We start from the raw sequence: 15,355 nt of genomic DNA, 5'->3' as shown, positions 1-15,355 counted from the left end.
CCTGCGCGCGGCTCCGGCGGTTCCTTGCGCGCGATGTGCAAGGCGCCGTGTATGGCGTAGTTCGAATCAAACACTAAACGACAAAGGGAGGGGGCGCATGAGCACTGATTTCAATGCGACGGATCAAACCCAGGCCGCCGGCCAAAACGATGACGCCTGGCTCACGATGCTGGCCGTGCTGCAGGGCACCGGCTATGTGAAGAAGGAGTCCGTCCAGAAGCTGCTCGACGAAGTCCGCGAGCAGGGCGAGCCGCCGCCGATGCCGGTCGTCTCGGCGCGCGCCGCGCTGGACTGGCTCATCATGAACGGTTACACCGATGCACAGGCCGAGCAAGCCGCCACGGAGCGGCTGCTCGAGCAATTACGCACGCGTACCGTGCCCGACTACCTGCTGCCGGCCATGCCCGTGCTCGAGAGGCTCGACCCGAGCCTGAGCAAGGCCATCGACGAGCACAGCAAACACCGGATGCGCCAGGCCAAGCGCAAATTGCTGCTCTCGATAGGCGGCCCGCTGGTCTTGGCCGGAGGCTACGTGCTTTGGACGATGTTCCCGTCCACCCCGGGTTGCGACGCGAGCAGCACCCGCAAGACGCTGATGCTCATTGCCGTCGACGTGGGCGTGAGCGCAATGCACGACCCGAAGATCCTGCTCTCGGGTGAAGGCCCACAGTCGATCTTTTTCACCCACGAAACCGAAGTTGGCTACGACGACGACACCGGCACGCGGGCCTGCACGGCCAGCATCGAAACGGGCGGCAAGGATTCGGGCGAGAAGGCGGGATATGTGGTCGAGCGCGTCCCGGGCAGCCGCAGCGATTTCCGCGTGCAGATGCTGCCGGTCGAGGTCATCATGGCCCGCTATACCGGCAGCGCGCTGAACAAGAAGCTTGGCGCGCCGGTAGGCCGCGAGGCCATGCGCACGGCGATCGTGGCGGGGCTGCGCAAGCTCGACGGGGACGCGGCCGAGCTTGCGCCGTCCTACGGCAAAAGCCTGCCCGGCGACGACCCGGACGCCGAACCGAAGACCTTGGCGGACAGCGTTCAGGAAGTGCTGCCGAGTGCCGATTGCCGCGCGCTCGACGGGGGGCGGTACGCATGTCCAGTGCAAATCGAGTATCGCGACCAATTGATGGGGGCCATCGGCGCGATGCCTTATCGGCAGTTGAAAGGCGAATTCGTGTTCGAACGCGATGGGGGTGGCTGGAAAGTGGCCGACGGCTTCGACAAGACCTTCATGCAATCGATCGTGAACAGCCGTTTCGACGCTATTAAGGGCAAGCCGGACGCCGCCGCACCGCCACCGCAAGCGCAATAAAGGGCGCATCCGCGCAGCGAGCCGAGGGAGGCGGCAGGCCGGACGATCGCCCATGCCCATTTATAATGGCGGTCTACTCCGAAGCCTGCCGCCTCCATGCCTGAACTGCTCGCCAACCTGAACCCCGAACAACACGCCGCCGTCACGTTGCCGAACGAACCGGCGCTCATTCTGGCCGGGGCCGGCAGCGGCAAGACGCGCGTGCTGATCACGCGCATTGCGTGGCTCATCCAGCAGGGCCTTGCCTCGCCGATGACGATTCTCGCCGTGACCTTCACGAACAAGGCCGCGCGCGAAATGACGAGCCGCCTTCAGGCGATGATGCCCATCGACACGCGCGGCATGTGGATCGGCACCTTCCACGGCCTGTGCAACCGCATGCTGCGCGCGCATTACCGCGATGCCGGCCTGCCGCAAACGTTCCAGATCCTCGATACTGCCGACCAGCTTTCGGCCATCAAGCGCCTGATGAAGGGCCTGAACATCGACGACGAGAAGTTCCCGCCGAAGAACCTCCAGCACTTCATCAACAACGCGAAGGAGCAGGGTCTGCGGCCGAAGGACGTCGACGTCACGGACCACTACAACCGCAAGTTCGTCGAGCTTTACGAGGCCTACGACCAGCAGTGCCAGCGCGAGGGCGTGGTCGACTTCGCCGAGCTGCTGCTGCGCTGTTACGAACTGCTCGCGTACAACCCGCCGCTGCGCGCGCATTACCAGGCGCGCTTTCGCGACATCCTCGTCGACGAGTTCCAGGACACCAACAAGCTCCAGTACGCGTGGCTCAAGCTGCTCGCGGGCTCGGGCAACGCGATCTTCGCCGTGGGCGACGACGACCAGTCGATCTACGCGTTCCGCGGCGCGAACGTGGGCAACATGCGCGACTTCGAGAACGAATTCCGCGTGAAGCACATGATCAAGCTCGAGCAGAACTACCGCTCGCACGGCCACATTCTCGATGCGGCGAACCATCTGATCGCGCATAACTCGCGCCGCCTCGGCAAGAACCTGCGCACCGACGCGGGCCACGGCGAGCCGGTGCGCATCTACGAGGCCGCCACCGATTCGCAGGAGGCGGGCTGGATCGTCGAGGAAGTGCGTGCGCTCATCAATCAGGGCCTCGCGCGCAACGAGATCGCGATTCTTTATCGCAGCAACGCGCAGTCGCGCACGATCGAGCACACGCTCGTGAACGCGGGCGTGCCGTACAAGGTGTATGGCGGCCTGCGCTTCTTCGAGCGTCAGGAAGTGAAGCACGCGCTCGCCTATCTGCGCCTGATCGACAACCCCAACGACGACACCGCGTTCGCGCGCGTCGTGAACTTCCCGACGCGCGGCATTGGCGCGCGCTCGATCGAACAACTCGCCGACGCAGCGCGCCTTTACAACTGCTCGATGGCGGCAGCGATTCCCTATGTCACGGGCAAGGCCGGTACGAGCCTCGGCTCGTTCGCGAACCTGGTCGCGAAGATGCGCGCCGAAACCGCGCAGATGAGCCTGCCCGAGACTGTCGAGTACACGGTGCGCATGAGCGGTCTGGCCGAGTTCTACCAGGGCGAGCGCGAAGGCCAGGACCGTCTGGAGAACTTGCAGGAACTCGTGAACGCGGCCACCGCGTTCGTGAGTGAGGAAGGCTACGGCATGGACACGCCCGCGCGCTCGATTCCACTGCGTCCGGGCGCGAGCGCGCTGCCCGAGATCGTCTCGCAGGACGGCGAGATCGAAGTGCTCGACGCACCCGCCATCACGGATCCCGCGCAGAACCCCGACGTCATGACACCGCTCGCGGGCTTTCTCTCGCATGCGTCGCTCGAAGCGGGCGACAACCAGGCGCAGGCCGGCCAGGACGCCGTGCAGTTGATGACCGTGCATGCCGCGAAGGGGCTCGAATTCACGGCGGTGTTCATCACCGGTCTCGAAGAGGGGCTGTTCCCGCATGAGAACAGCGCGATGGAAGCCGATGGCCTCGAGGAAGAGCGCCGCCTGATGTACGTGGCGATCACGCGCGCGAAGGAGCGGCTCTATATCTCGTTCGCGCAGAGCCGTCTGCTGCACGGCCAGACGCGCTACAACGTGCGCTCGCGCTTCTTCGACGAACTGCCGGAGGAATCGCTCAAGTGGCTCACGCCGAAGGTCGAAGCGGGCGCGCGCTGGGGCGGGCGCTCGGACAACGCCGGCTGGGGGCGCGACTGGTTCTCGCGCCCGGGCGGCAATGGCAACAGCGGCGGCGGCAGTCGCGACCGCGATGCCTATGTCGCGGACAAGAGCCCCGCGCCTGCGTTCGCCAACGAGCAGCGCGCGGCCGAGACGGGCTTCCGTGTGGGCCAGGTCGTGTTTCATACGAAGTTCGGCGAAGGCACGATCACGGCGCTCGAAGGTAGCGGTACCGACGCCAAGGCGCAGGTGCGCTTCAAGCGCCATGGCGAGAAGTGGCTCGCGCTGGCTGTGGCGAAGCTGCAGCCGGTCGAGTGAGCGCCGTTCCCGTGCAACGCATTAACCCAGCGATGTAATCCATCGACGCAACCCGGCAGGCCCTTGAAGCAATGAACCCCTCATCCACACCGCCCGGCGCAGCGGCGCGCCCGCTTGGCGTGCTTGCCGCGCTTCCCCAGGAACTCGGCGATCTGATCGCCACGATGCAGGCTGAATCGGGTGTCGTCACGCGCACGCTCGGGCGGCGCGACTATCACCTGGGCGCCGTGCACGGCGTGCCGTGTGTGGTGACGCTCGCGCGCGTCGGGAAGGTTGCTGCTGCGGCGACCGTGAGTGCGTTGATCCACGTATTCGATGTGGAGGCGGTGGTTTTCACGGGCGTGGCGGGCGGCGTGGGGCCGGACGTGCACGTGGGCGACGTGGTGGTGGGCGAGACGCTGCTCCAGCACGACATGAATGCCGAGCCACTGTTTCCGCGCCATGAGATTCCGCTGCTCGCGCGCTCGCGCTTCGACGCCGACCGCGCGCTGGCCGATGCGCTGGCTGCCGCGTGCGAGCGTTTCGTCGCGGAAGAGGGCGTGGCGCTGGCGGCGCGCTTTAGCGCCGCGCTGCCGCGCTTCGAAACCGCGCTGCCGGCCGTGCATCGCGGACTCGTGATCAGCGGTGACCAGTTCGTGGCGAGCGCGGTGGCCGTGGGCGCATTGCGCGCGGCTTTGCCTGATGCGCTTGCCGTGGAAATGGAAGGCGCGGCGCTGGCCCAGGTCTGCTACGAATACGAGGTGCCGTGCGCGGTCGTGCGCACCATCTCCGATACCGCCGACGAGCATGCAAGCACCTCGTTCTCGTCGTTCCTCACCGACATCGCCAGCACTTATTCGACGGGCATTCTGCGGCGCTTTCTCGTGTCGTACCGCCCAGCGCAGCGCTGAGCGGCACGGGTCCTGGTGGGCCGCAGTCAGCCCGTGGGCGCGGGTTAACAATGACTGTGAAATTATTTAGATCTAAAGTAATCTGGCCTGCCGTTCAACCGCCATTGACCGACCGCGCCTGAAAGTCTGCGCCTCCGGACCTTGCTGCAAGGCATCTGGAGACGCCCGGACAGGACGGCGCCGTGCCCGCCCATGTCCGATGCCCGCTTCATTCCTGCGCGCACGACGCGCGCCGTCCTGCTCGTCTGCGGCTTGTCCGTCCTCTTCGAAGGCTACGACGTCGGCAGTCTCGGCGCGGTGCTGCCCGCGCTTGCCGCCGACCGTCACTGGAGCCTCACGCCGATGCAACTCGGCGCGCTCGGCAGCTACGCGCTCGCGGGCATGTTCTTCGGCGGGATGGCGATCGGCACGATCGGCGATCTGCTCGGGCGGCGGCGCATGCTGCTGGCCTGTGTCGCGCTGTTCTCGCTCACGATGGCCGGCGCCGCGCTCGCACCCACGCCGTTCTGGTTCGGCCTGTGCCGATTTCTGGGCGGCCTCGGTCTCGGCGGCGTGATTCCGGTGGCCGCCGCGCTCACCATCGAGTATTCGCCGCCGGCGCGGCGCAGCTTCAATTACGGAATGATGTACTCGGGCTACTCGCTCGGGATCCTGTGCGCGGCGCTCGTGGCCATGACGCTCTTGCCCGCATGGGGCTGGCGCGGCGTGATGGCGGTGGGTGCGCTGCCACTGCTTGCGCTGGTGCCGATGGCGCTCGCGTTGCCCGAATCGCTCGAATATCTGGCCGCGCGCGGACGGATCGACGAGGCAAGCGCGCTCGCCGTCCGGCTCGGCGTGACCGGTGAGCTGGCTGTGGCACACGGCGCGCACGGTGCCGCGTCCCGGCAGCCGGCGGGCCTGCGCGACGTCGTGGCCGCGATCTTCGCGCGCCGGCGTCTGCGCGCGACGGCCTGTTTCTGGATCGCACTGTTCTGCGGCATGTTGCTCGTGTACGGCCTCAACACCTGGCTGCCGATGATCATGCGCAAGCAAGGCTACGATCTCGGCTCGAGCCTTGGCTTCCTGCTCGTGTTCAGCCTGACTTCCGCGTGCGGCGGCGTGGTGCTGGGCAAGATCGCCGACCGCTTCGGCGCGCGTGCGACGGTCGCGCTGGCCTATGCCATCGGCGCGCTCGCGATTGCCGCGCTGATGACCCGCAACGCGCTCGTCGTGAGCTATGCGCTCGTGGCGCTCGCGGGCATCGGCAGCATCTCCGCTTCTCTCATCCTCACCGGCCATCTGACGCACTTCTATCCGTCCCACGCGCGCGGCGCGGCGACGGGCTGGGCGCTGTCGTTCGCGCGCTTCGGAGCAATGTGCGGGCCGCTCATGGGCGGCTATATCGCGAGTGTCGGCGCGAACTGGTCGTGGAATTTCGTAGCCTTCGCGGTGACGGGGCTCGTGGCGGCGCTGGCGGTCGCGGCATTGCCGTCGCGTACGCGCGTTGAAGCGGAGATTGAAGCCGATGAAGGCGGCGAGGCGGCGCAGGCGGAAGCCCGCCGCGCCGCCCAGCTGTCCTGAAGGCGCCGCGCTCGCGTCTTCGCGCGTCGCCTCACGCCTTGCCGGTTGGCTCGACCGCTTCGCGGATCTGCTGCAGCGCTGCTGCGTCCTCGATGGTCGGCAAGTCGCCGGGATCGCGCCCCTCCGCGAGCGCGGCGATCGCACGGCGCAGGAGCTTGCCCGAACGGGTCTTCGGCAGCATCGACACGAAGTGCACGCGCGCGGGCCGCCCGATGGCGCCGAGCTGGCGGTCCACGGTGGCCGCGAGCGCGGCGGCGAGCTTGTCCGCTGCAGCCGGATCCGCCGCCGCACCCGCGTCGCGCAGCACCACGAACGCGAGCGCGGCCTGGCCCTTCACCGTGTCGTTCACGCCCACCACGGCCACTTCCGCCACCGCCGCGTGCGACGAGATTGCTTCTTCGATCTCGCGCGTGCCGAGCCGGTGGCCCGCCACGTTGATGACGTCGTCGGTGCGGCCGAGGATCGTCACGTAGCCGTTCTCGTCCTGCACGCCCCAGTCAAAGGTCGAATACACCTGCTGGCCCGGCACGCTCTCCCAGTACGTCTTCACGAAGCGCGCGTCGTCGCCCCAGACGGTTTGCATGCAGCCAGGCGGTAGCGGGTAGCTCAGCGTGATCACGCCTTTCTCGCCCTGCGCGCAGGGTTCCCCCGTGTGCTCGTTGCGCAGCACGAGGTCGTAGCCGTAACACGGCACGCCCGGCGAGCCGACCTTCTGCGGCAGGGCCTCCACGCCGCGCTGGATCGCGAGCATCGGCCAGCCGGTTTCGGTCTGCCAGTAGTTGTCGACGACCGGCTTGCCGAGCGCGTCCGAGATCCACACCGCGGTGGGCTCGTCGAGCGGCTCGCCCGCGAGAAAGAGGGTGCGCAGGCTCGACAGGTCGGCTGAGCGCAGCAGCGCGGGGTCCTGCTTCTTGAGCACGCGGATCGCCGTGGGCGCGGTGAACATGAGGTTGATGCGGTGCTGCTCGACGAGGCGCCACCAGATGCCGCCGTCGGGCCGCACGGGCGTGCCTTCGTACATCACCGTGGTCATGCCCGCGAGCAGCGGCGCATAGATGATGTAGCTGTGGCCCACGACCCAGCCGATGTCCGACGCCGTGAACATGGTGTCGCCGGCGCGGCCCTCGAAGATGTATTCCATCGATGCGGCCAGCGCCACCGCGTAGCCGCCGACGTCTCGCTGCACGCCCTTGGGCTTGCCGGTCGTGCCCGACGTGTAAAGCACGTATGAAGGCTCGTTCGATTCGAGCCATTCGCAGGGGACGTGCGCGTTGTAATGCTGCTCGCGCAACGGTTCGTAGTCGATCAGATAAGGCGCATTGAGGCGTTCGGGCGCCAACTGCCGGTCGATCAGCAGCACGCGCGGCGGCGCATGTTCGGCGCGCGCCATGGCCTCGTCGACGAGCGGCGTGTAGTCGATCACCTTGCCGCCGCGCGCGCCGGCGTCGGCCGACACGAGCAGCGTGGGCTTCGCGTCGTCGATGCGCGCGGCGAGGCTCGGTGCCGCGAAGCCGCCAAACACCACCGAATGGATCGCGCCGAGGCGCGCGCAGGCGAGTACCGCGAACACGGCCTCGGGAATCATCGGTAGATAGATCAGCACGCGATCGCCGCGCTGTACGCCGAGCGAGCGCATTACGGCGGCCATGCGGTTGACTTCGGCATGCAGATCGGCGTAGGTGTAGCGGCGCTCGATGCCGGTCTCGGTCGACACGTAGACGAGCGCGTTTTGCTGCGCGCGGGTGTCGAGGTGCCGGTCGACGGCGTTGAAGCACAGGTTCGTGCGTCCGCCCGCGAACCAGCGCGCGAAGGGCGGATTCGAGCGGTCGAGCACCTCGGTGAACGGCGTTTGCCAATGGATGCGCGCGGCTTCGCGGCGCCAGAAGTCTTCGGGTCGATCGATCGACTCGCGGTGGAACTCGCGGTAACGGCGCATGACGTCCATTCTCCCGTGCGGTGTCGCGGGCGCGGCGCTTGGGGTGATGCATGGGACGGCGCCCGCATGATGCCGATATGGCGGCCGGATCCGGCTCTGAAGGGTCGAGGATAGTGCAGTGCAATGGGCGTGGGCAACGCGGGTTCACCCGTGGGTTCGCCGCTGTGTCCCCCAACACGCGCGCAGCGCGTGCGGCTGGGACGTCAATGCGCGATCAGGAGTGCAGCGAGGCTTCGCGCGCGGAGTCGGGTTACACGAGGGGTTACACGAGGGGTTGCACGAGCGGGCGCGGGTGCGCATGCCAGCGCCGCAGCCGGCGGCACGCGATCTCCACCGCGGGATCGAGCTGCGCGCTCACCGCAGCGCCGAGTCCCGTGCCGTAAGCGTCGTGCGCGAGCGGCTGCACGCCGATCAGCACGAGTTCGCGCGGATAGTGGCCTTTGAGTTGTGCGCAGGCGAGCGCATCGGCGAAATCCATCTGATGCAGATTCACGGGGCGCGTATGCAGATGCCGCACGACTTCGTCGCCTTCGCGCACGCACAGCGTGCCGGGCGCACAGCCGAAGTCGGCCGAGTTGAAGACAAGCATGCGCTGTGCCGACTCGAGGAGCGGCAGGAGCGCGAGTCCCTGGGTGCCGCCCGCGACAAATTCGACATGCGATGCGCACTGCCAGCCGGCTTTGAGTCGCTCGATCGCATGCATGCCAAACCCGGCGTCGCCCCATTGCAGATTGCCGAGTCCCAGCACGACGATGCGCGGCAGCGCGGGCTTGTGCGTGGCGGCGCGGGCCGGCGCCGTGAGGGGGCGGGCGAAGATAAACGGAACGTGCTCGTAGAGAAAGCTCACGCGATTCACTTTGCGAAAGACACAGAGTTCAGAATACTCTTAGCTGGCGCATATTTTTGTGTTGAGGTATGTCAAAAAATTAGGAATTTGTTCGCGTGCCGGGATAAATTTTGCAGGTTCAGGCGATTGACTGTCGGACAATCTTCGATTAATAGTCAAAATCTTTAAGCGATGTTCAGACGCGCTTCGGGTCACGCGCCCGGTTTCACGACCACGGTACAGGTCGTGCCCGCGGAGAGCGTCATGTCGTCCGGCACCTTGTCGATGTGGATGCGCACCGGCACACGCTGCGCGAGCCGCACCCAGTTGAAGGTGGGGTTCACGTCGGCGAGCAGTTCGCGGCTTTGCGGATTGTCGCGGTCGTAGATGCCGCGCGAGATGCTTTCCACATGGCCTTCGAGCGTGCCGCCGCTCATCAGCTTGATGTCGGCCTTGTTGCCCACCTTCACGCGCGGCAGCTTGGTTTCCTCGAAATAGCCGTAGACCCAGAACGAGTGGCTGTCCACCACCGCGAGCCGCGCTTGGCCCGCGTTCGCGTAGTCGCCCCGGAACACCTGGAGGTTGGTGATGTAGCCGTCCACCGGCGAGACCACGCGCGTGCGCTCGAGGTTGAGTTTCGCGGCGTCGAGCGCGGCGAGCGCCTGCTGGTACTGCGCCTGCGCCGAGCTCGCGGTGTGCGAGGCGTTCTCGCGGCTTTCCTGCGAGACGACTTGGCTGTCCATGTCGGCGCGGCGGCGGGCGTCGTCCTGTTTCATGGTGAGTTCGGCCTTGCGCGCGGCCACGGCGGCTTGCGCCTGCTCCACGGCAATCTGGTAGTGCGACGGGTCGATCTGCATGAGCAGGTCGCCCTTGTGCACGAACTGGTTGTCGCGCACGGGCAGCTCGACCACGGCGCCCGAGACGTCGGGCGCGATGTTCACCACTTCGGCGCGCACGCGGCCGTCGCGGGTCCAGGGTTCGTCCATGTAGTGCACCCACAGGACGCGCCCGACCAGAATGGCGACGACGAAAATGAGCGCCGTCGCGATAAAGCCAATGATGTTTCGGATAGTCATGATTCGTTTGAATCCGGTTCGGCGTTGTTCAGCGAGTTCATCGATAAAACGCGAGCCCCAGCACGCAGCACACGACCACGAGCAGGCTCACGCGAAAGAGAGAGGGGTGCCACACGATCCGGTAGAGGCCGGTTCGGGCCAGCACGGAATCGAGCACCCACGTGAGCGCCGCGCCCAGGATGAAGAGCAGGACGATCGCGGGAAGGTAGGCGTCGAGAAACGCGACGTCACGCGGCATGGTTTGCTCCTTGCGCGGGGGCGGGTTGGTTCACGGGGTGATTCACATACGCGGCGAACGGCGATTGCGGATCGATGAGCGCGGTGCGGATGAAATGCAGATGGCTCAGGATGCGCTGCAGCCGATGGCGCGTTTCGCGCGGCGCGTTGTCTTGCACGATTTGTTCGAGCACGCCCTGGCAGGCCGCGATGGCTGCACCGGTTACGGCGAGCGCGGTGGCGTGGCGGTTCGCGTCGGGGCGCTCGAACACTGCGCTCACGGCCTTGAGCGTGGCCTCGGCGGCGTCGCGCCACGGCGCGCGCTCCGCCACGGCGGCCAGTTCCTCACGCAGATCGAGCGCGGCATTGCCGATCTCGAGCGTCGCGAACATCCAGCGCAGCGTGTCGTGGCGCAACGCTTCGTCGTTGCCCGCGAGCGCTTGCAGCTGGAACATCAGATCGCGCGCGCCGCTTTCGAAGCGGTTGCGCAGACCCGCGAGGCCGCTCGAACCGAGCCAGCGCGCGCGGCACGCGTGCACGGCCTGGCCGCGCAGATTGGCGAGCAGGCGCTTGCGCAACCACGGCGCGGATGGCGGCAGAAGCACCACGAACGCGGCCGCCGTGACGATCATCGACATGACGAGCGACAGCGCGTCGTTCATGTAGCCGGCCGGGTTGTACTGCACGACGTTGTCCGGGCCCACGAGGAAGCACAAGAAGATGCAGTAGCCCATGCCGTAGCCCATATACGCCGGGCGGGTCGTGAGGAACACGCCGAGCGCGAGCGCGGGCGCGAGCGCGACGCACAGCATCGGAAAACCGTCGATGTGCGGAAACACGCCAAACGTGAGGAACATGCCGACCACCGACGCGAGCATCGTGCCGCCCGCCATCTGGCTCGACATGCGCGCGGGCTGGGGCGAGGCGGACGCCAGCGCGCAGGTGGCCGCGGCGGTGAGCACGAGATTCGCGCCGCTCGGCCACGCGCTGGCGATCCAGAACGCGGCGAGCAGGCCCATCACGATGGCCGCGCGCAGGCCCGCCACGGCGGCCGCGACCAGATTGGTCTTGGGCACGTAGCGCGCGACCCATTTTTCGCGCGAGTGCGTGTCGACGGCGAGCGAGGCGTAGGTCGCCGTGTATTCGTTCATCTCGTGCACGAAGCGGTAGAAGAGCTCGGTGGCTGTGTCGAAGTCGAGCAGGCGCGCGGCGCGCGTGTCAGCGTTTTTGCCTTGCTGGTCCAGATCGGCTTCGAGCTGCACGCGCGTTTCGCGCACGCGCTTGGGCAGCGTCGCGCGGTAGTTCTCGAGCTGTGCGGCCGCGTGAACCGCATCGGCGGCGCTGAGCACCGGCTCGCCGGCTTTGTCGAACAGCGGCGCGATTTCGCGGAAATACGGCTCGAGCGCGTCGACGGTGACAGTCGAGCCGCTCTCGCGCAGGCGGTTCATCAACTGATGCAGCGCGTGAAAGCGCGTCGAGACCGTCATGAACTCGGTGTTCAGGCGCGCCAGCCGCCCCGCGCGCATGCGCGCGTCGGGCGATTCGAACACGGCCGTGCTGCGGCTCGCCTCGAAGCCGACGATGTCGGCCACGAAGCGCGCGTTGGTCGCTTCGATCCGCGAGCGCTCGACTTTCCCGCCCAGCGACGCCGACACATAGTCGACAAACGACGAAAAGCGCTGGCGCACCGTGGCGCGCAGCAGTTCGCCCGTGTACTGCGGAAACACCACGGCGCTCACGAAGCCCGACGCGATGATGCCGAGCGAGATTTCGGCCACGCGCGTCATCGCGGACATGAACGCGCCGTCGGGATGCTGCGAGGCTGGAATGCCGATCAGCGCGGCCGTATAGCCCGCGAGCACGAAGCCGTACGAGCGGAAGTTGCGGTTGCGCGCGGCGCCCGCCGTGCAGATGCCGACCCAGAGCGCGGTGCTGGCGATGAAGAGCTCGGGCTGCTGGGCGAACACGCCGATCAGCGCGAGCATGACCACGAGGCCGACCAGCGTGCCGCAGATCCGGTAGAAGCTTTTCGCGAACACGGGGCCGCTTTGCGGCTGCATCACGATAAACACCGTGGTCATGGCGGTGCGCGGCGAGGGCAAGTCGAGCTTCATTGCCACGCCGAGCGCGAGCAGCGCTGCGGCAATCGCCTTGAAGATGTAGAGCCAGACGAGGCCGTCGGTGCGCGCCCAGTCGGCGAACGCCTGGCGCGCCTGGGAAGCGCGCGGGCCGCCGGCTTGCGTGGAAGTGCGGGAGGACGCTGGCATCTTCGCGGGCCTCAGTGCGCGGTGGTTGAATCGGCCGCATGGGCCGTATCCACGTCTGGCAGCTTCGGCGCAAACAGCGCTGCAGGCATGAGCGGCACGTCGCGCGTCTTCTTGCCGTGCGCGGGCAACTGCTCGGCTTGCGTCGGCCCGCCCGCCGCAGGACCGCCTGCCGGATCGATCATGCCGCCGCCGAGCGACGCCACCAGCGTTGCGTGGGCGGCGAGGCGCGCGGCCTGGATGTGCGCGACGCCTTCCTGCGCGCGCAGCAACTGCGTCTGCGCGATCAGCACGTTGACGTAGTCGCTGAGCCCGCGGCGAAAGCCGGTTTCCGAGAGGTCGTAGTTGCGCTGTGCGGCCGCGACCGAGCGATGCGCGTCGTCTTCCTGGGTGGCGAGTGAGCGCATGCGCACGACCTGGTCGGCGATCTGCTTGAGCGAGGTTACAAGCGTCTGGTTGTACTGCTCGACGGCGATGTCATAGGCCGCCGATTGGGCGCCGAGCTGCGCGCGCAGGCGCCCGCCGTCGAAGATCGGCAGTGAAAGCGCGGCGCCGCCCGCGTAGCTGCCGCTCATCGACTTGAGGAACTGGAATAGCGGACCGCCCGCCGCATAGCCGCCCATCGAGACGAGCAGATCGATGTTCGGGTAGAACTGGGCCTTTGCGACGTCGATGCCGCGCGCCTGCGCCGCGACGGTCCAGCGCGCCGCGACCACATCGGGGCGATGGCCGATCAGCTCGGCCGGCAGCGCCGAGGGCAGGCCCGCCGGAGCGGCGAGCGAGAGCGTCGGGCGCGTGATCGATTCGCCCGCGCCGGGGCCCTTGCCCGCGAGCGCGGCAAGCTGGTTCTTGCCGAGCGCGATGTTTTCTTCGAGTGCGTCGATCTGGCGTTCGTACTCGGGCAGCGGCGTTTCGGCCTGGCTCACTTCGAGCTGCGTGCCGATGCCGCCCGCGAGGCGCTTTTGCGCGAGCGTGAGGATCTTCTGCTGCTCGGCGAGCGTCTGCTTGGCGATGTCGAGCAACGCGTAGTTCATCGAAAGATCGATGTACGCGCGCGTCACGTTCACTTCGAGTTCGAGCTGTGCGGCGCGCGCATCGGCGGCCGTGGCGTGCGCCATGTCGAGCGCGCGCTCGGCGGCGTTCTTGTCCTGGCCCCAGAGGTCGAGGTGGTATGAGAGGCCGAGCGTGGCCGTGTTGTTCCACGTATTGGCGCCGGCCAGCGGGCCGGGCCCGTAGAAGACGTTGTCGGCCCATTGCTGGCGCTGCACCGACATGCTGCCGTTGATTTGCGGCAGGAGCCCTGCTTGCGCGACGCCGGCCATCGAGCGCGCCTCGCGCACGCGCGCCTGGGCGGCGGCGAGCGACGGATTGCCCGCGATCGAGTCTTCGATCCACGCATTGAGCTGCGGGTCGTTATAGGCGCGCCACCAGTTGCTGGCGGGCCATTGCGCGTCCGTGTTGGCGGCGCGGATGGCCGAGCCCGCGTCCAGTTGGGCCGCGTCCGTGTGCTTCGCTTGCGGTGCGATGCCCCCGGTACTGGCGCAGCCCGCGATTATCAACGAGAACGTAAGAACCGTGAGTGCGGCTAGTCCTTTCGGTACCGGAGACTGCACGATTTACTCCTTTTCGATGCATAGTTTGACGTACCGCATTATATTTTTTGCTTGATTGGCGAATAACCAGTAAGGATGCAAGGCATTCTTACGTGATTTGAGACAATCGATTTTGCTAGATATGTAACAATTCTCCCGTTAGCTTAAGGATTGTTATGGATACGCTTCAGAACATGCGGGTATTCATGCGGGTGGTCGAAGCCGGCAGCTTCACTGGCGCCGCCCAGCATCTGAATACGACGACGGCCTACGCGTCGCGCGCGGTCTCCGATCTGGAGGCGCATTTGCGCACGCGGCTCCTGAATCGCACGACGCGCCGCATCGCGCTTACGGAGGCCGGCGAGCGCTATCTCCAGCGTTGCGAGCAGATCCTGGCCTATGTGGACCAGGCGGAGGCCGAAGCCGGCGACGCGCACGCGCGTCCCTCGGGCCGGCTCAAGGTTCACGCGATGACCAGCTTCGGCCAGCACTATGTGGTGCCCGCGGTGGGGCGGTATCAGCAGCTGTATCCGGAGGTGCAGGTGGACCTCACGCTTGCGCAGCGCATGCCCGATATCCTCGACGAGGGCTACGACGTCGCGCTGGTGCTGGCCACCGATCTGCCCGATTCGGGTTTCGTCTCGCAGCGCCTGACGAGTGCGTTCAGCATTGCATGCGCGTCGCCGGCCTACCTGGAGCGCCACGGCGTGCCGCAAACGCCGCGCGACCTCGCGAATCATCGCTGCCTGCAGATGGTGACGCCGGTATTCCCGGCGTCGCAGTGGCAGTTCACCGGCCCGGAGGGAGAAGAGACGATCGACCTCGGCGCGGCCCCGTTCCAGGTCAATGTCGCCGAAGCGGCGGCCGTGGCGGTGCGCGAGGGCATGGGGGTCGGGCTCTTGCCGATCTATTCGGCCATCGGCGGGCTGCGCAGCGGCGAGCTCGTGTGGATCCTGCCCGAATACAAGTCGCAGGAGATGAATGTTTATGCGATGTATCCGTCGCGTCAGTATCTCGACGCGAAGATTCGCACGTGGGTCGAACTGTTGCGCGAGAGCCTGCCCGCGACGATGGCGGAAGACCAGACCGAGCTGCGGCAGTTCGCGCGGACCTGAATCGACCGGGAGCCAGGACTGGAAGCGGGCGCGCTGACGGCGTGTGGCGACAGCCTTCGTGACAGCCTGTTACAGCTTCGGGAGATGGCAACA

At 66.9% G+C, this 15,355-nt stretch carries 11 protein-coding genes; 5 read left to right on the top strand and 6 right to left on the bottom strand.

Annotation, left to right across the window (positions count from 1 at the left end; translation table 11 throughout):
• Positions 1–97: 97 nt before the first annotated feature.
• From HV773_RS24500 to HV773_RS24485, 4 genes are all read left to right on the top strand, one after another.
• Entirely contained in the window at positions 98–1,315 is a 1,218-nt protein-coding gene (locus HV773_RS24500; RefSeq protein ID WP_129561683.1) for a hypothetical protein, read from the top strand.
• 96 nt (positions 1,316–1,411) lie between these two features.
• Positions 1,412–3,787: a UvrD-helicase domain-containing protein gene (locus HV773_RS24495; RefSeq protein WP_129561684.1), complete on the top strand. Its 2,376-nt coding sequence runs from the start codon at positions 1,412–1,414 to the stop codon at positions 3,785–3,787.
• A 71-nt stretch (positions 3,788–3,858) separates the two neighbouring features.
• Complete coding sequence (locus HV773_RS24490; RefSeq protein WP_129561685.1) at positions 3,859–4,677, top strand: 5'-methylthioadenosine/adenosylhomocysteine nucleosidase; 819 nt, start codon at positions 3,859–3,861, stop codon at positions 4,675–4,677.
• A 192-nt stretch (positions 4,678–4,869) separates the two neighbouring features.
• Positions 4,870–6,237, top strand: a complete 1,368-nt coding sequence (locus HV773_RS24485; protein ID WP_129561686.1) for an MFS transporter — start codon at positions 4,870–4,872, stop codon at positions 6,235–6,237.
• A gap of 31 nt (positions 6,238–6,268) precedes the next feature.
• Here HV773_RS24485 and HV773_RS24480 read toward each other — a convergent pair whose 3' ends face one another.
• From HV773_RS24480 to HV773_RS24455, 6 genes are all read right to left on the bottom strand, one after another.
• Complete coding sequence (locus HV773_RS24480; RefSeq protein WP_129561687.1) at positions 6,269–8,173, bottom strand: propionate--CoA ligase; 1,905 nt, start codon at positions 8,171–8,173, stop codon at positions 6,269–6,271.
• Positions 8,174–8,435: 262 nt separating this feature from the next.
• Positions 8,436–9,020, bottom strand: a complete 585-nt coding sequence (locus HV773_RS24475; protein ID WP_160113450.1) for a HyaD/HybD family hydrogenase maturation endopeptidase — start codon at positions 9,018–9,020, stop codon at positions 8,436–8,438.
• Positions 9,021–9,211: 191 nt separating this feature from the next.
• Positions 9,212–10,075 carry an efflux RND transporter periplasmic adaptor subunit gene (locus HV773_RS24470; protein ID WP_129561689.1) on the bottom strand — a complete coding sequence of 288 codons (864 nt, stop codon included), beginning with the start codon at positions 10,073–10,075 and terminating at the stop codon, positions 9,212–9,214.
• A gap of 37 nt (positions 10,076–10,112) precedes the next feature.
• Complete coding sequence (locus tag HV773_RS24465; RefSeq protein ID WP_129561690.1) at positions 10,113–10,313, bottom strand: DUF1656 domain-containing protein; 201 nt, start codon at positions 10,311–10,313, stop codon at positions 10,113–10,115.
• The gene (locus tag HV773_RS24460; protein WP_129561691.1) at positions 10,303–12,558 is read right to left on the bottom strand and encodes an FUSC family protein; all 2,256 of its coding nucleotides are present in this window, start codon (positions 12,556–12,558) and stop codon (positions 10,303–10,305) included. Before HV773_RS24460 ends, HV773_RS24465 begins: the two co-directional genes overlap by 11 nt.
• Before the next feature lie 11 nt (positions 12,559–12,569).
• Complete coding sequence (locus HV773_RS24455) at positions 12,570–14,168, bottom strand: efflux transporter outer membrane subunit (protein WP_129561692.1); 1,599 nt, start codon at positions 14,166–14,168, stop codon at positions 12,570–12,572.
• A 155-nt stretch (positions 14,169–14,323) separates the two neighbouring features.
• Between HV773_RS24455 and HV773_RS24450 the strand changes: the two genes are divergently transcribed.
• Positions 14,324–15,262, top strand: a complete 939-nt coding sequence (locus HV773_RS24450) for a LysR family transcriptional regulator (protein ID WP_129561693.1) — start codon at positions 14,324–14,326, stop codon at positions 15,260–15,262.
• Positions 15,263–15,355: the final 93 nt, after the last annotated feature.

Origin of the sequence: Paraburkholderia caffeinitolerans (genome assembly GCF_902859945.1) — a bacterium.
Lineage (GTDB): Bacteria > Pseudomonadota > Gammaproteobacteria > Burkholderiales > Burkholderiaceae > Paraburkholderia > Paraburkholderia caffeinitolerans.
Note: the sequence above shows the minus strand (reverse complement) of the source record. Positions and strands in the feature narration are given on the sequence as shown.